This window comes from Kitasatospora sp. NPDC086009, from assembly GCF_044540385.1.
Lineage (GTDB): Bacteria > Actinomycetota > Actinomycetes > Streptomycetales > Streptomycetaceae > Kitasatospora.
The window spans coordinates 129,345-147,625 of sequence record NZ_JBITSA010000004.1 but is presented as its reverse complement, the minus strand read 5'-3'; the positions used below and the strand labels follow the sequence as shown (position 1 = coordinate 147,625).

Genomic DNA, 18,281 nt, shown 5'->3' with positions numbered 1-18,281 from the left:
CGATCGCCGGTTTCCCGTGAGCAGCCGGCCGGACCGGGTTCCTGCGGGAAACCGGTGATCGCCTGTCATGACCCCACCGTTCCCCCTAGCCTGTGAGGGCTCACGGGAGGGGGACACGTTGGAGCGACTCGGGGCCGGGGACCCACGTCAGGCCGGGCCGTACACGCTGATGGGGCGGCTCGGGGCTGGCGGCATGGGCGCGGTGTATCTGGGGCGGTCGGCCGGCGGGCGGACCGTCGCGGTCAAGGTGGTGCGGCCGGAGCTGGCCGGGGACGGGTCCTTCCGGGCGCGCTTCCGGCAGGAGGTCGCGGCGGCCCGGCAGGTCTCCGGGGCGTTCACCGCCCCGGTGGTGGACGCCGACACCGAGGCCGCCACGCCCTGGATGGCGACCGCGTTCGTGGTCGGCGTCCCGCTCCAGGACGCGGTGGCCCGGCACGGCCCGCTGCCCGGGGTGACCGTGCGGACGCTGGCCGCCGGGCTGGCGGAGGCGCTGACCGAGGTGCACCGGGCCGGGCTGATCCACCGTGACCTGAAGCCCGGCAACGTGCTGCTGGCACTGGACGGGCCGCACGTCATCGACTTCGGGATCTCCCGGGCGGCCGACGGCACCGGGCTGACCACGACCGGCGCGGTCATCGGGTCGGCGCCGTACATGTCGCCGGAACAGGCGTTGGGCGAGCCGCTCACCCCGGCGAGCGACGTGTTCGCGCTGGGCTCGACGGTCGCCTACGCCGCGCTCGGCACCCGGCTGTTCGGCGACGGCGCCGGGGCGGCGGTGCTGTTCCGGGTGGTGAACACCGACCCGGACCTGAGCGGCCTGCCGGACGGGATCCGGCACCTGGTCGCCGGGTGCCTCGCCAAGAACCCGAACCACCGCCCGACACCGCGCCAACTGGTCGAGCTGGTGGAGCGGATCGGCCGCCCGGACCCGGCGGACGGCTGGCTCCCGCCGGCCGTCGCGACGGACGTGATCGCCGCACGCGGTGTGCTGACCGCGCTGCCCCTCCCGGACCCGGGCCCGCCCGGCGCTCCCCCCGCGGCGCCGCCGCTGCCCGCCGACCCCGGCCCCGAGGACGCGGTGCCCGCCCGCCGCCCGAGCCGCCGGACGGTGCTGTTCGGCGTCGGCGGCGGCGTGCTCGCGGCGGCGGGGGCCGCCACCACGATCGCGCTGCTGAACGACCGGGGCGGCCGCGGCGCCACGGCCGGCAGCACGGGCGGCAGCACGCCGTCCGCCCCCGTCCGCCCCTCGGGCGCCGACGTGCCCGAGGTCGGGCCGAGCTGGCAGGCGACCCAGCCGAACCCCTGTCCCCAGGTGCTCTCCGCGGACGGCGTGGTGGTCGGCGTCTCCATCCTCAACATCTGGGGGGTGGACGACACCGGCCGCACCAAGTGGACGGTGGACGGCGCCACCGTGGGCGGCGCCTTCGCGATCGACCCGACCACCCCGCGGTCCGTCGCCGGGCTCGACGGCGACCGGCTCTACGCCTTCGGAGGGTCACCCACGGCGCCCGAGCTCCTGGCGTTCACCCTGGCCGAGGGCAGACTCGACTGGCGGCTGCCGCAGGGCCGGAAGAACGCGGCGGGCGTCCTCTCCTTCGCCGGGATCCGCGCCGGCAAGGCCTACTGGCTCGGCTTCGGCGACGGCAACGACCACGGTGACCTCGTCCCGGCCGGCACCCACGTCTGGGCGGTGGACCTCGCCACCCGGCAGAGCCTCTGGTTCCACGGCGAGGACACCATGCTGCTCCAGTCGACGGTGCCGACGGACGACCGGATCGTGGTCTCCGACCTCGACCAGCTGAAGGCCCTGGACGCGAAGGGCGGGACCGTCTGGGAACGCAGGCTCGCCGCGTTCGGCCTCGGAACCGCCGGGAGGTACGTGCTCGCCCCGGACAAGGACGGCACGCTGACCGCCCTGGACCCGGACACCGGCGCCCCGGCGTGGACGGCGAGCGGCGTCGTCGGCGCCTCGAAGCTCGGTGACGGCTTCGCCACCAGCGAGGACGGCCGCCTGCTCTACCTCCTCTGGCGGGACGGGGACGGCGGTTGCTCGATCGGCACCGTGGACCCGGCGAACGGCCGCCCCGGCTGGCGGACCCCGCTGCCGCCCGACTCCCCCGACGCCCCCTTCCTCGGGGCCCGCCTGCTCCGCGCCGACGGCAACCTCTACCGGATGGGCGCCGACGCCGTGCTGTGGGCGCTCGACCCGGCCGACGGCAAGGCCCGCTGGAAGTACTCCGGGCTCAAGGGCCGGGACGCCACGAAGCTGGCCTGGAGCGCCGGCGCCGGACGGCTCTGCGTCTCCGACACGACGACCCGGACGATCACCTCGCTGCCCGCGAAAGGGGCCTGAGCATGCGCCGGCTGGAACCCGCCGACCCCACCCGGATCGGCCCGTACGCCCTGCTCGGCAGGCTGGGCGCCGGGGGCATGGGGGTGGTCTACCTCGGCCGGTCGGCGGGCGGCCGGACCGTCGCGGTCAAGGTGGTCCGGCCCGAACTGGCCGCCGACCCGGGGTTCCGCGCCCGCTTCCGGGCCGAGGTGAACGCGGCCCGGGCGGCCTCCTCCGCGTTCACCGCCCCGGTCGTGGACGCCGACACCGACGCGCCCGTGCCCTGGATGGCGACCGCCTTCGTGCCCGGGATCGCGCTGGACGAGGCGGTCCGGCTGGTCGGCGCGTTCCCCGAGCACGTGCTGCGCATCCTGGCGGCCGGGATCGCCGAGGAACTGAGGAACATCCACGCCGCCGGGCTGATCCACCGGGACCTCAAGCCGAGCAACGTGCTGCTGGCGCTGGACGGGCCGCACGTCATCGACTTCGGCATCGCCCGGGCGGCCGACGGCACCGCACTGACCGCCGAGGGCACCGTCCTCGGCTCGGCCGCCTTCATGTCGCCGGAACAGGCGAGCGGCGAGCGGGCGGGCCCGCCGAGCGACGTGTTCTCGCTCGGCTCGACGCTGGCCTACGCCGGTACCGGCGGGACCGCGCCGTTCGGCGGCGGGCATCCGCTGCACGTCCTGTACCAGGTGGTGCACGAGGAGCCGGACCTCGCGGCGGTGCCCGCCGGAGTTCGGTTGCTGGTCGCCGCCTGCCTGGCCAAGGCCCCGGGCGACCGGCCGACGCCGCAGCAGCTCGCCGCCTCCCAGGGCGCGGGACCGCTGACCCCGGGGACGTGGCTGCACCCCGCGCTGGTCGCGGCGATCGAGGAGGCGGCGGCCGTGATGGCCCCGTCGTCCGCCGCGGCGGCCCTGCCGCCGTCCGGGCTGCCGCCCCTGCCGCCGCTGCCGCCCGGGCAGCCGGCGGCGGGCCCGGACTCGCCGCCGACCGCGCGGCAGACGGTGCGGCTCGGACCGGTCGACGTCCGGCCCCGGCCCGGTCGACGCAAACTGCTGCTCGGCCTGGCCGGCGGGGTGGTGGTGGCCGCGGCCGGCGGCGGCACGGTGTTCCTCACCGGCGGCGGCGCGCCCGAGAAGCCGAAGACCCCCGGAGCCGGTGGCCCGCCGGCGACGGCGCCGGCCGCCGACCCGACCGACTCCTCGCGCTCGCTGGACACGGACGTGGTGGCGACCCCGCTCTGGACGGTTCCGCTGGTCGAACCGGTGATCGCGCTGACCGGGAGCGGCGACACCGTCGTGGCCGCCGGGATGACGGGCGTGTGGGCGGTCGACCGCGCCGGGCAGACCCGCTGGGGGCCGTTGACCAACTACACCTCGCCGTCCGGCGCCGGCCTCGGCGACCGCCCGGTGGCCGTCGACGCCACCATGGCCTACCTGATGGGCTATGGCGGCCCCGGCAACTTGACGTACGCCCTCAAGGCCGTCGACCTCGCGACCGGCGCCGCCGCCTGGACCCTCTCCCCGCCCGACCTGCACGTCTCGCCGTCCGCCTCGGTGGTCGGCCTCCTCGACGGCCTCGTCTACGTCGCCGGCGAGGCGAAGGGCACCTTCCACCTGGCCGACCCGACCGCCCCGGTCACCTACGCGGCGGCCTTCGTCTGGGCGGTGGAGCCGGCCACGGGCCGGCTCCGGTGGCAACTGGTGCGCCCGCACGACGTCCTGGAGAACTCCAGGCTCTCCGTCCCGTCCGCCGGGACCCGCCTGCTGTTCGAGACCTACGCGATGGACCTCACCACCTACCGGAGGACCGGGAAGCTGGAGGCGCTCGACACCGGCAACGGCGGAAAGAGCCTCTGGGAGCAGCTGGCCCCCGGCAGTGGCGCCCTCGTGCCCGGGCTGCCCTACTTCGCCGACGGCCCGCACACCTCGGCCGGCGGCTACTTCCTCCACCTCGCCGACCGGCTGTACGCGGTCGACCCGGCGGACGGCAAGGTGGTGTGGCAGTCGGCCGGGGAGTGCAACTTCCGGAGCGCCGTGGCGAGCCCCGACGGCACCACCGTCTTCGCCGTGGGATCGCACTACGCGAAGGGAGTGGTGGTCGTCCAGTCCTTCGACGCCCGGACCGGCGCCGTCCACTGGTCGGGCTCGCTGGCGAGCGCGCCGCTCCTCGACATGGCGGCGCACTACGCGGACGGCACCGTCTACATCTGGGTCCACGGCAAGGTCTGGGCGCTGGACCCGGCCACCGGCGCACCCCGCTGGACCTTCGGGTTCCACCCCAACGGAGGTTCGACGACCCCCGTGCCGTACTGGGCGGGCGGCGGGCGGATCTACGGCCCGACCGACAAGGGCCTGGCGGCGATCGCCGCCGACGGCAAGGCGGCCCACGGCTGAACCCGCCCGCCCCGGCCGGGAGCCGGGCGAGGCGGGGAACCCGGTCGGGGCGAGGAACCCGCCGGGCAGCGGAACCGGCCGGGCCGGGTGCCGCGTCGAAGCGAACGAGGGCGCGCCGGTTCGGCGGCAGCGCCGGGACGGGGGTCCGCACCGGTCATGGGATTCGTCATCCTGCTGCTCGTACTCGCCGGCGGGGCGGGCCTGATCCTGTCCGGCGTCAGCAAGCTGAACACCGCCGTACCCACCTGCTACGGCAAACCGATGGTGCCGGGCGACGTCTGCCACCCCAAGGTCACCGGGTCGTTCTCCGAGGGCATGCCCGAGCCCCACGACGCCACCTACCAGGAGCAGTTGAACAGCCTGACCAGCGGCGGCTGGACGTCCATCGGGCTCGGCGCGGTGCTGATGGTGCTCGCCGTGGTGATCGGCCTCGCCTGGGCCGCCGCCGCGGGCCGCGCCCAGGAGCCGTGAGGCGGCCCGCCGGCATCCGCTCCTCCCGCGCGTCGACCGCGGCCGGGCCGGTGCCGTACCCGGTCGCCCGTCCGCCGGGCTGCGTTTGGAGGGCGATCAAGGGGTAGGCGGGGCATGGTGGCGGCACCGATGTCGCCGCCCCTGTCGTCACCGAGCCGAGGAGCACACCCATGACCGACGACGTACTGGTCGAGGACCTGTACCGGTTCGAGGACCTGCTGGTCCCCGAGGAGGCCGAGGTGCTGCGGCGGGTCCGTGACTTCCTGCGGCAGGAGGTCGCCCCGCACGCCAACGAGTGGTGGGGCCGGGCCGCGTTCCCGCACCACCTGATCCCCCGCTACGCCGAGCTGGGCATCTGCGGCCTCGCCTACCGGGAGAATCCCGCCAGCAGCCTGCTGAACGGCTTCATCGCCCTGGAGATGGCCAGGGTGGACGCCTCCCTGTCGACCTTCTACGGGGTCCACGCCGGGCTGGCGATGGGCAGCATCGCCCGCTGCGGCTCGCCGGAGCAGCGCGAGCGTTGGCTCCCGGCGATGACCCGGATGGAGCAGATCGGCGCCTTCGCGCTGACCGAGCCGCAGGGCGGCTCCGACGTCGCCGCCGGGCTGCGCACCACCGCCCGGCGCGAGGGCGACACCTGGGTGCTCAACGGCGCCAAGCGCTGGATCGGCAACGCGACCTTCGCGGACCTGGTGGTCGTCTGGGCCAAGGACGAGGAGAGCGGCCACGTCCTGGGCTTCGTGGTGCACGGTGACAACCCCGGCTTCACCGCCACCAGGATCGAGAACAAGATGGCCCTGCGCACCGTGGAGAACGCGGACGTGGTGCTCACCGACTGCCTGGTCCCCGAAGCGGACCGGCTGCAGCGGGCGGAGGGCTTCCGCGACACCGCCGACGTGCTGCGGCACACCCGGAGCGGGGTGGCCTGGGAGGCGGTCGGGGTGATGCTGGGCGCCTACCGGATCGCCCTGGACTACACCCGTGAGCGCGAGCAGTTCGGCGGCCCGATCGCCCGCTTCCAGCTCGTCCAGGACCTGCTGGTGCGGATGCTCGGCAACGCCACCGCCTGCCTGGGCATGGTGGTGCGGCTGGCGCAGCTGGAGGACGCCGGCACGTTCCGGGACGAGCACTCCGCGCTGGCCAAGGCGTACTGCACCAGCCGGATGCGGGAGACCGTCGGCTGGGGCCGCGAGCTGCTGGCGGGCAACGGCATCGTGCTGGACTACAGCATCGCCCGCTTCGTCGCCGACGCCGAGGCGCTGTACTCCTACGAGGGCACCCGGGAGATCAACACCCTGATCGTCGGCCGCGCCGCGACGGGCATCGGCGCCTTCGTCTGACGCCCGCCCAGGACCCCCGGGCGCTGCCGGATCCTCGAACTCAACGCGGGCTCCACACCCGTCCGGGACGCCGTCGCGGCCAACCTACGCTCCTGAGCACGGAGGGCTGGAGGCGGCTCCGGCCGGGGAGCCCGGGTGGTGGCGGCGGTCGGTCACCGGCTCGCCGCCGCCACCCGGGCGGCGTGGACGACCTGCGCGACCGCCTGGACGGTGTCGATCCCGTACTCCTCGCTGGGGTTGTCCCGGGTGAGGATCGCGATGCGGTACGGCTCGCCCGGGTCGGTGAAGATCCCGAGGCTGTGCACGTGCCAGGCGTGGCGCTCCCGCGGCGCCCAGCCGTTCTTCACGTGGACGGTGGTGCCGTCGGGGGCGCCGAGCGGGGCGCCCCAGGCCTGGTCCTCCTCGACCTGGTTCATCAGGTCCAGGCCGAACGCGCGGTGCTCCGGGGTGAGCACCGGGCCCGGTGCGGCGAAGACGGCGAGCTGCTTCATCTCGTCACCGGCGGTGATCTGGGTGCGCCCCCACCGGTCGCCCTCCGCGAGGACGGTGTCCACCATGCCGGAGAGGCGCAGGAACTCCGCCAGCCGCGCCCGCCCCAGGTCCCGCCAGAGGGCGGTGGCCGCGTCGTTGTCCGACTGGACGATCATCGGCCGCAGGTTGTCCTCCTCGAACGGCGTCAGCGCGCGCCCTTCGTCCTGGGCGCGGCGCAGCACCGCACCCATGATCGTCACCTTGATGACACTGGCCGAGTCGAACCGCTCGCGGGCCCGGACCGCGCAGGACAGCCCGGTGCCCGGGTCCTCGACCGCGACGGCGACGGTGCTGTGACGCTCCGACACCACGCGGGTGATCGCGCGGGTCAGCTCCTCGGCGGGCCGGGAGTGGGCCACCGAGGAGCAGCGGCCGGACTCCGGGCCTGCGGGGCCGGTGACGGCCGGTGCGGATTCCGAGGCCACGAACAGCAGGGTCGCGGCGGTGATCAGCCTGGTCGTGGTGCGGCTGCCGGCGGGGAGCGGAAGGGTCATCGCCCGATCATCGCGGACGGGACGGGCGCCCGGCCGATGACGCACCGTGGCCGCCCGGGGCGGTGTGCGGGGCGGCGTGCCGGGGGCGCCGGCCCGGGTCCCGGTGACGTCGCCCCCGGTCCGGGTGGATGCTGGGAGGAGCGAGGCGGGCCGATCGGGATCGAGGAGGTCCGGGATGGGATTCATCGGCACGGTGGGGCTGGTGCTCCACCCCGAACGGACCAGCGCACCCACCGTGGCCACCGTGGTCCGCTGGAGCCGGGCGCGGGACGCCAAGGTCCTCGGACTGACGGCGGAGGTGGCCCGGATCGGGTGCGACGCCGTGGCGGTCGGGGCCGAGGAGATGGCCGCCACCGCCGATCTGCTGATCAGCCTGGGCGGGGACGGCACGATGCTGCGCGCGATGCGGCTGGTCGCCGGGGGCCGGGTCCCGGTGCTGGGCGTCAACGTCGGGCGGCTGGGCTTCCTCGCCGAGGTCGACATCCCGGAGCTGCCGGACGCCCTCGACGCGATCGACGATCTGCGGTTCACCGTGGAGTCCCGCTCCGGTGTCCAGGCCACGTTCGGTGACTCCCGGGAGACGGCGCTCAACGACGTGGTGCTGCTGCGCAGCCCCGGGCACAGGTCGGCGGCCGTGGCGGTCCGGGTCCAGGGGCAGCCCTTCGTGTCGTACACCGCCGACGCCGTCGTCGTGGCCACGCCGACCGGCTCCACGGCGTACAGCTTCTCCGCCGGCGGGCCGATCGTCTCCCCCAACGCCGAGGGCCTGCTGGTGACGCCGGTGGCCCCGCACGCGGCGTTCAACCGGTCCGTGTTCCTCTCCGGCGGGGAGCGGCTCGCCCTGGAGGTCCTGCCGCACAGCGGGGACCTCGCCATCGAGGCCGACGGCCTGCTGGTCGGCCGCGTCCGGCCGGGCGACGTCGTCGAGGTGACGATGCTCCCCGCCGCCTCGCGGGTCGTCCGGCTCGGCCGCACCACCTTCTACCAGCGCGCCCAGCGCAAGCTCCGGCTCACCGGCTCGGCGGAACCTGCCTGAGGAAGGCCCTCTCCCGAGGAAGGGCCGTCTCCCGACGGTGCCCGGCCGGTGCGCTGCTCGGGTCGGCCGGAGGCGGTCGTCGTCGCCCGAGCCGCTCGTCGCCCGAGCCGCTCGTCGCCCGGCCGCTCGTCGGCGGCCGGTGAGGGACCGGCCCCGGCCACGTCACCGGCGGTGTGGTCACGCCCCCGGGCCTCAGGGACGCTCAGGACGTGGGCGGGGCGCTCAGCACGTGGGCGCGGGAGGCGTGGACGTCGGCGCGCAGGGCGGTCAGGTCGACGTCGAGGACGTGTCCGTTCCACTTGCGGGGCTCACCGTCGATCAGGACCGCGGCGATGTTGCGGGCGTCGGAGCCGAGGACGAGCGTGCCGATCGGGTCGTTGAGCGGCATGTTGTTGAGGTCCTCGGCCCGGACCACCAGCAGGTCGGCCTTCTTGCCGGGGGTGAGGGAGCCGGTGACGGCGGCGAGGCCGTTGGTGCGGGCGCCCTGGAGGGTGGCGAAGTCCAGCACGTCGTGGGTGGTGATCCGGGAGGGCTGCCGGTCGGTGCCGTGGGCGGCGTTGACGGCGCGCATTCGCTGGATGGCGTGCAGGGTCCGCATCTGGGTGAACATGTCGCTGGCCAGGGCGACTTCGACGTCGATGCTCAGGCCGGGGCGGACGCCGGCGGCGAGGGCCTCGTCCACGGCGGGGATCGCGGTCTCCAGGCCGATCTGGGCGTCGGAGGTGGGGGCGAGTGCCACGGTGGTGCCGGTCTCCCCGATGGCCTTCCAGGCGTCGGAGGTGAGCCCGGTGGCGTGGATCAGGGTGACGTCGGGGCCGAGGATGCCGTGCTCCGCCCAGCGGAGCACCGCCTCGGAGGAGGCCGTGCCGAAGACGGCGTCCACGCTCACGCCGATGCCCAGGTCCTCCGCGACGCGGGCGAGTTCGGGACCGTAGGCGAGCGCGGGGCCGGCGATCTCCTCGGTGGCCAGGGCTGCCAGGCGCAGAGTGAGCAGTTGGTCGTCGCTGCCGAAGTAGCGGTCCCTGAGCCGGGTGAGGTCGCCGGGCCACTGCTGGTCCCAGGTGCCGAAGTGCGGGCCCATGGAGGCGTGCACGCCACGGATGCCGGTGTCGAGGAGGGCCTGGACGGCGGCGTCGGAGTGGTCGCGGGTGCGGGAGTTGTGGGAGAAGTCGAGCATGGTGGTGATGCCGCTGTCGATCGCGGTCAGGGCGGCCAGCCTGGTCCCGGTGTACATGTCCTCGGGCCGGTAGACGGTGGCGTAACCGGCCAGGGTCGCGGTGACGTAGCCGCCCAGGTCGTCGACGTCCGGCATGATCCGGCGCAACTGGGCCTCCCAGGCGTGGCGGTGGGTGTCGACGAAGCCGGGGCAGAGGATCGTGCCGGTGGCGTCGACGACGACGGCGTCGACCGCGCTCAGGCCGGGCCCGACGGCGGCGACGGTGTCGCCCTCGACGAGCAGGTCGCCCCGGTCGAGGACGCCGAGTGCCGGGTCCATGGTGACGACGGTGGCGCCGGTGAACAGGATCCGCCGCCGGTCGGCGGGCAGGCTCCGGATCCGGGCGAGGGCGGCGTCTTCGGCGGTGGGGCGGGCGTGGGGGACGTGCACGGGGGTTCCTTCCGGCGGTGGGTGCGGCGACTGCCGCGGAGCCAGCCTGCTGCTACGCCGTGGCCGGAACCAGGCCGCGCCGTCCCCGGGTGCCGGGCACCCACCCGCCGCGGCGCGCGCCGGTGTCGACCCGCGCCGACGGATACGGAACACCCGGCCCGTCGGTAGAGGCGGGCCGGGTTGCGGGTGTGGCAGGAGGACGCGCCGGGTCAGCCGGTGCTGAGCGCCCGGGCCGGTGCCACCCGCGTCGCCGGGGTGAGCCCGGCCCGGGCGCGGAGTCCGGCCAGGGCGGCGGCAGCGGCGGGTTCGGCCTGGTAGACGACCAGTTGCTGGTGCGGTGCGCCGTTGACGGTGAAGGCGGAGAACTCGATCTCCAGGGCGCCCACCTCGGGGTGCGCGAGCCGCTTCGACTGCTGGGTCTTGGCCCGCACGTCGTGCCGGGCCCACAGCTCGCCGAACTCCGGGCTCCGCGCGCGCAGGGTGGCGACGACTTCGGCGATCCGCGGCGAGTCGGGGTGGTGTCCGTGGGCGGCGCGGAGTTCGGCGACGCAGGAGTGCGCGGAGTGCTCCCAGTCCCGGTAGAAGGAGCGGCCGGCGGGGTCGAGGAAGGCCATCCCGGCCAGGTTGTCGAACCTCTGGAACCCGCTGTGCAGGGCGCCGGCGAGGCGGTTGTACGCCAGGACGTCCAGGGCGGGCCCCAGGACGAAGGCGGGCGTGTCGGGCCAGCTGTCGAGCAGTCGCCGCAGCTGGGGGCCGACGCGTTCGTGCCCGGCGGGCGCGCCCCGGCGTTCCTGGGGTGCCCGGACGAGTCGGCGCAGGTGGTCGAGCGCCTCGCCGTCGAGGTGGAGGGCGGCCGCGACGGCGTCGACGACCTGGGGCGAGGGATTGGCCTCGCGCCCCTGCTCCAGGCGCGTGTAGTAGTCGGCGCTCACGCCCGCCAGCATCGCGACCTCCTCGCGGCGCAGCCCCGGGACCCGACGGCGGCCGTGCTCCGGCAGGCCCACGCCCTGCGGCCGGAGGGCTTCGCGCCGTGCTCGGAGGTACTCGCCCAAGGAACTGCTGCCGTCGCTCATGACCCGACCCGGTGGAGGAGGAGGCCGGCTCCGTGGGTGCGGTGCGGGAGGCCCGGGCGTCCCGCACCGCACCCGCGGGGCCGATCCGACGCGGATCGGATCGCCGGGCCGCGGTCCGCGGTGCCCGGCGGCACGAGGTCATTCCTACCCTGTCGGCGGCCGGTGAGCCTGGCCCTGCCGCACCCAGGCAACCCCGCCCCTGGTCCCGGACGTCCCGGTCGCCAACCGGCCCGTCGTCGCCGCCTTTCTGGCGCACGGCTTCGCCGGTGCCGTCGCGGCCCGGCTCGGCGACGACGCCGTGACCAAGGCGGACCTGGTCGACGCCGCGGTGGCCGCCGCACCCTCCTGGTGGCGCTGACACCCCCGGAGCGCGGGCTCCGTCGGCCGGCGGTCAGCCGTTGAGCGTCTTCATGTACTCCGGCGGGTACCGGTCGCCGGTGACCGCGCCGTGGGGTGCGACCGCCTCGATCGCGGCGATGTCCTCGGGGGTGAGGGCCACCTCGGTCGCGGCGACGTTCTCCTCCAGGTAGCTGCGGCGCTTGGTGCCGGGGATGGCGACGGCGCCCTGGTGCCGGACCCAGGCGAGCGCCAGCTGGGAGGGCGTCACGCCCTTGGCGGCGGCGATCCGGCGGACCTCGCGCACGACCTCCAGGTTGCGGTCGAAGTTCTTCCCCTGGAAGCGCGGATCCGTCCGGCGCCAGTCGTCCGCGGCGAAGTCGTCGGGGCTGGTGATCGCGCCGGAGAGGAAGCCGCGGCCCAGCGGGGAGTAGGCGACCAGACCGATGCCCAGCTCCCGCAGCGTCTCCCGCACCCCGTCGTGCTCGATGCCGCGCTCGAAGAGCGAGTACTCGGTCTGCACGGCGGTGAGCGGGTGGACGGCGTGGGCACGCCGGATGGTCCGCGCGGACGCCTCGCAGACGCCGATGTAGCGGATCTTGCCGGCGGCCACCAGCTCGGCCAGCGCGCCGACGGTCTCCTCGATCGGCACCCCGGGGTCGATGCGGTGCAGGTAGTACAGGTCGACGTAGTCCGTGCCCAGGTGCCGCAGCGACCGGTCGAGCGCCCGCCGCACGTACTCCGGGTGGCCGTTGAGCCCGGACGCCCGACCGTCGTCCGCGAGCTCCACTCCGGTCTTGGTGGCCACCACCGCGTCCGCCCGGCGCCCGTGCAGCGCTTTGGCCAGCAGCTGCTCGTTGCGGAACGGTCCGTAGCTCTCGGCGGTGTCCAGCAGGGTGACGCCGAGCTCCAGCGCACGGTCGATGGTCGCCAGGGACTCGGTCTCGTCGGTGGCGCCGTAGAAGGCGCTCATCCCCATGCAGCCGAGACCCTGTACGCCTACGGTCAGGCCCTGGCTGCCCAGTGCTCGGTCTTCCATGATCTTCCCCTTACGTGACCGGTGACCGGTGACCGGCCGGCCCGGTGCGGGCCGGCGGCAGGTAGTTGACACCTGTACGTTACGCGCGCACCGGCCGTGACGCCCTCGGACGCCTCTCCGGCGCGCCCTCGGGCACGGGGAGCGCGCGAGGCCGGGAGCGCCTCGGCCGGAGCCCTGGGCAGTCGCCTTCCCGGTCTCCCGATGTCCAGTCAGAAACCCGCGCCGCGTGCCCAATCCTGGGCCGGGCGCAATGCGGACGGCCGCTTGGAAATCTTCGTCCACGACGGCGCGAGCGGGCCACTCTGGCACAGCTGGCAGTACACCGCCGGTGACGACGGGAGCTGGTCGAACTGGCGGCCGCTCGCCGGCGGTGTCGCCGGAGCCCCGGTCGTCGCCCCGAACGCCGACGGCCGCCTGGAGTTCTTCGCCCCCTTCACCGGCGGCAGCATCCGGCACATCCGACAGGTCACCGCCGGCTCGACCGCCTGGTCGGACTGGCGGTCACTCGGCAGTCCTCGACCGGCCGGTCCGGCCGAGCACGCGACCGGGCGACGGGCCGAGCGGCATCCTGCCCCGGAACGGCAGGTCGGCCCGGGGGTGTGCACCAGAGGTCATATTCCACCCGGTTCGGTCAATATTTACTTTCCCGGATTCCCTCTGCATAGTGGCGCCTCGAAACAGTGGTGGATCGAGCCGAGAGGGCTTTCTTGTCTCAGATCAACGAGGTTGCCGCCCGCGAGGTGGAGCTTGAGCGGGTGCACGTCTCCGCCCTGGGCGACCTGTTCGACCAGCGGCTGGCCGGGGTGCGGGAGCAGCTGGCGCGCGTCCTCGCGGCGCCGTCCGACGGCGCGGGCGAGGTGTACGAGAGGGACTTGGCGGCCGGACAACTGGCGCGCGAGGTACGGCGGTTGGAAGGGGCCGAGGACGGGCTGGCCTTCGGCCGGATCGACCTGGCGGACGGGACCGTCCTGCGGATCGGGCGGCTGGGGCTGCAACGGGACTCCGACGAGCTGCCGGTACTGGTGGACTGGCGGGCCGAGGCCGCACGGCCGTTCTACGAGGCGACGCCGGTGCACCCGATGGGGCTGCGGCGACGGCGCCATCTGCGGCTGACGGGCCGGACGGTGGTGGGGGTGAGCGACGAACTGCTCGACGGCTCCGCACCGACCGAGCAGGACGTGGTCGGTGACGGTCCGTTGGCGGCGGCGCTCCAGGCCAGGCGGACCGGCCGGATGGGGGCGGCGGTCGCCACGCTCCAGGTCGAGCAGGACGCGATCGTCCGGTCGCCGCACCGCGGGGTGACGGTGGTGCAGGGCGGTCCGGGCACCGGGAAGACGGTGGTGGCGCTGCACCGGGCCGCGTACGTGCTGTACGCGTTCCCGAGGGCGGCCGAGCGCGGTGTGCTCGTGCTGGGGCCGAACGCGCGGTTCCTCGACTACATCTCCCAGGTGCTGCCCTCGCTCGGCGAGAACGACGTCGTCCTGGCGACGTGCGAGGAACTGGCGGGCGTCGCGCCGGGCGCGGCGGACCCCTTCGAGGTGGCGCGCCTCAAGGGGAGTTCCGTACTCGCCGACGCGCTGGCCGCCGTGGTCCGGTCCCGGCAGGCCCCGGGCGGCGACTTCGAGGTCCGGGTCGGCCGGGAGTGGATCCGGCTCCCGGAGGCGGAGGTCGTCCGGGCCCGGGAGTCGGCGCGGAGCAACGGTCTCGCGCACAACCCGGCGCGCCGGCTGTTCAAGGAGCTGCTGGTCGACGCCCTCGTCGACGAGCTGGCCCGCAGCGGCGCCGAGGTGCTGGAGGAGATCGACGCCCAGGTCGCCGAGCTGACCGGACTCGACCTCGACCGGGCCGCGGCGGCGGACCTGCGCCGCCTCGGTCTCGACGACGCGCCGGCCACCGGGGCCGACGAGTTCGACGCCGACGCCGTCCGCGCCGACCTGCTGGACGACGCCTCGCTCGACCGGGCCGTCGAAGACTTGTGGCCCCGGCTCACGCCGGGCCAGGTGGTCCACACCCTGCTGGCGGAGGGCGACGATCCGGCCGGGCACCTGCAGCGGTTCACGGACGCGCAGTTGGCCCTGCTGCGGCGCACTCCGGAGGCGTCCTGGACGGACGGCGACGTGCCGCTCCTCGACGAGGCGGCCGGCCTGGTCGACGGCCCGCCGGAGCAGACGTTCGGGCACGTCGTCGTCGACGAGGCGCAGGAACTCACCGCCATGCAGTGGCGGATGATCGTGCGCCGCTGCCCGGGCCGGTCGATGACCCTGGTCGGGGACTTCGCCCAGGCGGGCCCGGCGACGGTGGCCCGGGACTGGAAGGAGGCGCTCGGCCCGGACCTCGGACGGCGCTACGACCTGCGCACCCTGACCGTCAGCTACCGGACCACCCAGGAGATCCTCGCCGTCACCGAGGACCTGCTCGCCCGGATCGCCCCGGACCGCACACCGATCCGCTCGATCCGGCACGGTGAGGTGCCGCGCACCCTCGCCGCGGACCGCGCGTCGCTCGTCACCGCCCTCCTGCGGGAGCTGCGCGAGCAAGGCACCGCGCACCCCGGCGAGTTGATCGGGGTGATCTGCGCCGACGACCGGACGGCGCAGCTCGCGGCCGCGGGCGTCGAACGGCACGCCCGGCTGGTGCCGGCCTCACAGGCGCGCGGGCTGGAGTTCGACACCGCCGTCGTGTTCGACCCGGACGGCATCACCGCCGCCCGCCCCGGCGGCGAACGCGACCTGTACGTCGCCCTGACCCGCGCCACCAAGCGCCTGTGCACCCTCGCCGCGGAGGCCACCGGCTGACACGGCCCGGCCCCGGCCGTCACCCGACGGCCGGGGCCGCGACCGTACCCGTCAGACCACCCGTCAAGCCACCCGCCGGACCACCCGACCGGGATCGTCGAGCCAGGCCGGGGCAGGTCCGGGCAGGGAGCACGGGCCCCCCGTGGTCCCTGCCGTCGGACCCATCAGCGGGCGAAGGTGGCGGCCCTGGCGGCGCGTTGGGCGAAGACGGTCTCCCGGCGGTCCACCGTCTGCCGGAGTGCGTCCCTGCGGTCCCGCTTGGACAGCCGGTCCAGGTACGTGTGGCCGTCGAGGTGGTCGCTCTCGTGCTGCAGGCACCGGGCGAAGTAGCCGGTCCCCTCGATGACGAGCGGCTTGCCGTCCTGGTCGAACCCGCGCACGACGGCGTGGTCGGTGCGGGGGACGGCCATGGCGGCACCGGGCACGGAGAGGCAGCCCTCCATGTCGTCGACCAGTCGGCGGTCGCCCGGCTCCGGCAGCTCCAGGACCGGGTTGAGGATGTGGCCGACGTGCCGGATCCCGTCGTCGTCCGGGCAGTCGTAGACGAAGAGCCGCAGGTCGACGTCGACCTGGTTGGCGGCCAGGCCGGCGCCTTCGGCCACGTGCATGGTGAGGAACATGTCGTCGATCAGTGCCGCCAGTTCGGCCGTGCCGAACTCGGTGACCTCCCGGCACGGGCGGTGCAGGACCTCCTCGCCCGCCTCCGTGACCCGGCGGACCGAGCCGCGCTCCGCCTCGGGTGACAGCGCCGGGTAGGAGTCCACCGGTCTGCCCTGGACCCGGACCCGCCGGTCGACGGGACCGGACCGCTCGTGACGAACGGACATGCTGTCTCCCCCACTCACCCTCTGGCCCACCCTGCGATGGACCGCTTGCCAGTCACTTTGCAAAGTAGCAGACTTTGCAAAGTGACTGAAGAAGACGTCAACACCCCACCCGGTCGGTCCCGACAGGCCGAGGACCGGCTGCCCGCGCACGAGGTCCGCACGGCGCTGCTGGAGCTGCTCGCCGAAGTCGGCACCGTCACGGCGACCGAGGCGGCGACACGGCTGGGGCACAGCTCCGGGCTCTGCTCGTTCCACCTGCGGCAGCTCGCCCGGCACGGACTCATCGAGGAAGCGCCGCACACCGGGGGCCGCGCACGGCCCTGGCGTCTGCGGCAGGAGGCGCCGGAGGCCGGTGCTCCCTCGGCGGAGGAATTCGGCGACCTGGCCCGGGGGCTGGAGGACGAGAGCTGGCGACGATGGCTCGGCCAACGCGAGCTGGCGCCCGCCGCATGGCGGCACGACGAGGCGTTCAGTGCCGTCGCCTACCTGACGCCCGAGGAGATGAGCGGGGTCGCGGCCGCGGTCCGGCAGGCGCTCGCCCCCTACCAGCACCGCGAACAGCGCCCCTTGGCCCGGCCCGAGGGCGCCCGGCCGGTGGCCCTCATCACCCGGCTGTTCCCCCTGCTCCCCGATCAGCCGGGCGACGAGGGCCGGCGGGGCTGAGCGGCCGGCAACCGCCGGGCTCGGCATACTTGGCCGGACCCCGGAAGCACCTGCCCTCCCCCGCGGTGCGTGGGGGCCGCCGGTGCGGATCGCCGACCCCCGAGGAGAGCCGTGTCCACCACCCCGCAGCCGGCGCCGGACGGCACGCCGGAGGTGACCCCGGCCGCGAGCCGGGCCCGCTGGCGGCAGGTGCGCGACCATCTGAACCGCCACCGCTTCGAGCTGACCCGGGCGGCCGCGGCCGAGCAGGCCGCCCGGCAGTTCGCGCCGGGCGGGCGGCTGCTGGCGCGCGAGCACTGGATTCCCGAGGCGCCCGTACCCCTGGAGCGGGTGCGGCTCCGGTGGCAGGAGCGGACCCCGGCCGCCCCCGTCGACGGCCGCGGCCCGGAACTGGACGCCACCCGCGCCCGGCGCGACGACGGCACCCCGTACCCCTGCTACGCCGACGCCGTCCGCGACCTGGCCAGGCCGAAGCTGTTCGAGGACCGGAGTTGCTACCGGCTCCTGGCGGTGGCGCCGGACGCGGTCGCGCCCACGCTGACCTTCGGCCGCGGCACCTACTTCGACGTCATCAACGTCTGCGAGGCCGCCGCTCACGAGTACGCCGCCGCCGCGCTGGCCGCGCCCGGCCGGCCCGTGCCGGCCGGCGGCGCCACGCCGCTGCGGGCCGCCCTCGGTGATCCCACCGATCTCGACCGGCGGCCGGTCATGACCGCCGTGAGCACCCTGGTCATCCGCCACGACCGGCGGACCGGCGCGGCCGAGTTCGTCCTGCACCGGCGCGACCCGGCCAAGGTCGCCACCGGCGGCGGCCTCTTCCAGGTCATGCCCGTGGGCATGTTCCAGGCCTCCCACGACGCGCCGTGGAACGAGGCCAACGACTTCGACCTGTGGCGCGCGGTCGTGCGCGAGCTCAGCGAGGAACTGCTCGGCGGCAGCGAGGACTACGGCAGCGGCGCGGCCCCGATCGACTACGACGGGTGGCCGTTCAACCGGACGCTGACCGAGGCCCGCGCGGCCGGCACGCTCCGGGTGTCCTGGCTGGGCCTGGGCATGGACCCGCTCACCTTCGTCACCGACCTGCTGACCGTCGCGGTGTTCGACGCCGAGCTGTTCGACACGGTGTTCGCGCGGATCGTCTCCACCAACGACGAGGGGCACCGCGTACGGCTGGACGACGGCACCGGGCACGCGGTGGGGATCCCGTTCACCGCCGAACAGGTCGAGCGCCTCACCACCGGCGAGCCGATGCAGCCGGCGGGCGCGGAACTGCTCCACCTCGCCTGGCTGCACCGGGAGACGCTCCTGAACGGGCCCGCGTAGCCCCGTGACCCGCGAC

General features: G+C 75.0%; 13 protein-coding genes. 8 read left to right on the top strand and 5 right to left on the bottom strand.

Features of this window, described 5'->3' with window-relative positions; translation table 11 throughout:
* The first annotated feature begins 67 nt into the window (after positions 1–67).
* The 4 genes from ACIF6L_RS12600 (at position 68) to ACIF6L_RS12585 (ending at position 6,542) form a co-directional block, all read left to right on the top strand.
* Complete coding sequence (locus ACIF6L_RS12600) at positions 68–2,353, top strand: PQQ-binding-like beta-propeller repeat protein (RefSeq protein ID WP_396492515.1); 2,286 nt, start codon at positions 68–70, stop codon at positions 2,351–2,353.
* A 2-nt stretch (positions 2,354–2,355) separates the two neighbouring features.
* Complete coding sequence (locus ACIF6L_RS12595) at positions 2,356–4,731, top strand: PQQ-binding-like beta-propeller repeat protein (protein WP_396489296.1); 2,376 nt, start codon at positions 2,356–2,358, stop codon at positions 4,729–4,731.
* Positions 4,732–4,887: 156 nt separating this feature from the next.
* On the top strand, positions 4,888–5,202 hold the full coding sequence (locus ACIF6L_RS12590) for a hypothetical protein (RefSeq protein WP_329485450.1): 315 nt from the start codon (positions 4,888–4,890) through the stop codon (positions 5,200–5,202).
* 170 nt (positions 5,203–5,372) lie between these two features.
* Positions 5,373–6,542, top strand: a complete 1,170-nt coding sequence (locus tag ACIF6L_RS12585; RefSeq protein WP_396489297.1) for an acyl-CoA dehydrogenase family protein — start codon at positions 5,373–5,375, stop codon at positions 6,540–6,542.
* A gap of 152 nt (positions 6,543–6,694) precedes the next feature.
* Here the strand turns inward: ACIF6L_RS12585 and ACIF6L_RS12580 are convergent, their stop codons facing one another.
* Positions 6,695–7,567: a serine hydrolase gene (locus tag ACIF6L_RS12580; RefSeq protein WP_396489299.1), complete on the bottom strand. Its 873-nt coding sequence runs from the start codon at positions 7,565–7,567 to the stop codon at positions 6,695–6,697.
* A 175-nt stretch (positions 7,568–7,742) separates the two neighbouring features.
* On the opposite strand from ACIF6L_RS12580, the gene ACIF6L_RS12575 reads away from it, so the two are divergent.
* Positions 7,743–8,603, top strand: a complete 861-nt coding sequence (locus ACIF6L_RS12575) for an NAD(+)/NADH kinase (protein ID WP_359838649.1) — start codon at positions 7,743–7,745, stop codon at positions 8,601–8,603.
* 202 nt (positions 8,604–8,805) lie between these two features.
* Here ACIF6L_RS12575 and ACIF6L_RS12570 read toward each other — a convergent pair whose 3' ends face one another.
* From ACIF6L_RS12570 to ACIF6L_RS12560, 3 genes are all read right to left on the bottom strand, one after another.
* Positions 8,806–10,209 (bottom strand): amidohydrolase family protein, encoded by a 1,404-nt coding sequence (locus ACIF6L_RS12570; RefSeq protein ID WP_396489301.1) that lies wholly within the window; start codon positions 10,207–10,209, stop codon positions 8,806–8,808.
* Positions 10,210–10,418: 209 nt separating this feature from the next.
* Positions 10,419–11,282 carry a helix-turn-helix domain-containing protein gene (locus ACIF6L_RS12565; protein WP_396489302.1) on the bottom strand — a complete coding sequence of 288 codons (864 nt, stop codon included), beginning with the start codon at positions 11,280–11,282 and terminating at the stop codon, positions 10,419–10,421.
* 391 nt (positions 11,283–11,673) lie between these two features.
* Positions 11,674–12,657: an aldo/keto reductase gene (locus tag ACIF6L_RS12560; protein ID WP_396489303.1), complete on the bottom strand. Its 984-nt coding sequence runs from the start codon at positions 12,655–12,657 to the stop codon at positions 11,674–11,676.
* A 707-nt stretch (positions 12,658–13,364) separates the two neighbouring features.
* Here ACIF6L_RS12560 and ACIF6L_RS12555 point away from each other — a divergent pair.
* On the top strand, positions 13,365–15,452 hold the full coding sequence (locus ACIF6L_RS12555; protein ID WP_396489305.1) for a HelD family protein: 2,088 nt from the start codon (positions 13,365–13,367) through the stop codon (positions 15,450–15,452).
* A 164-nt stretch (positions 15,453–15,616) separates the two neighbouring features.
* Here ACIF6L_RS12555 and def read toward each other — a convergent pair whose 3' ends face one another.
* Positions 15,617–16,279, bottom strand: a complete 663-nt coding sequence (def, locus tag ACIF6L_RS12550) for a peptide deformylase (protein ID WP_396489307.1) — start codon at positions 16,277–16,279, stop codon at positions 15,617–15,619.
* Positions 16,280–16,360: 81 nt separating this feature from the next.
* Between def and ACIF6L_RS12545 the strand changes: the two genes are divergently transcribed.
* Together ACIF6L_RS12545 and ACIF6L_RS12540 are read left to right on the top strand one after the other, a co-directional pair.
* Positions 16,361–16,942 carry a helix-turn-helix domain-containing protein gene (locus ACIF6L_RS12545; protein WP_396489309.1) on the top strand — a complete coding sequence of 194 codons (582 nt, stop codon included), beginning with the start codon at positions 16,361–16,363 and terminating at the stop codon, positions 16,940–16,942.
* A 111-nt stretch (positions 16,943–17,053) separates the two neighbouring features.
* On the top strand, positions 17,054–18,265 hold the full coding sequence (locus tag ACIF6L_RS12540) for an XRE family transcriptional regulator (RefSeq protein ID WP_396489311.1): 1,212 nt from the start codon (positions 17,054–17,056) through the stop codon (positions 18,263–18,265).
* Positions 18,266–18,281 lie beyond the last annotated feature (16 nt).

Bases quoted from the DNA above. Each gene is read 5' to 3' on its own strand.
- ACIF6L_RS12600 (WP_396492515.1), top strand. From the start codon at position 68: ATGACCCCACCGTTCCCCCTAGCCTGTGAGGGCTCACGGGAGGGGGAC.
- ACIF6L_RS12595 (WP_396489296.1), top strand. From the start codon at position 2,356: ATGCGCCGGCTGGAACCCGCCGACCCCACCCGGATCGGCCCGTACGCC.
- ACIF6L_RS12590 (WP_329485450.1), top strand. From the start codon at position 4,888: ATGGGATTCGTCATCCTGCTGCTCGTACTCGCCGGCGGGGCGGGCCTG.
- ACIF6L_RS12585 (WP_396489297.1), top strand. From the start codon at position 5,373: ATGACCGACGACGTACTGGTCGAGGACCTGTACCGGTTCGAGGACCTG.
- ACIF6L_RS12580 (WP_396489299.1), bottom strand. From the start codon at position 7,567: ATGACCCTTCCGCTCCCCGCCGGCAGCCGCACCACGACCAGGCTGATC.
- ACIF6L_RS12575 (WP_359838649.1), top strand. From the start codon at position 7,743: ATGGGATTCATCGGCACGGTGGGGCTGGTGCTCCACCCCGAACGGACC.
- ACIF6L_RS12565 (WP_396489302.1), bottom strand. From the start codon at position 11,282: ATGAGCGACGGCAGCAGTTCCTTGGGCGAGTACCTCCGAGCACGGCGC.
- ACIF6L_RS12560 (WP_396489303.1), bottom strand. From the start codon at position 12,657: ATGGAAGACCGAGCACTGGGCAGCCAGGGCCTGACCGTAGGCGTACAG.
- def (WP_396489307.1), bottom strand. From the start codon at position 16,279: ATGTCCGTTCGTCACGAGCGGTCCGGTCCCGTCGACCGGCGGGTCCGG.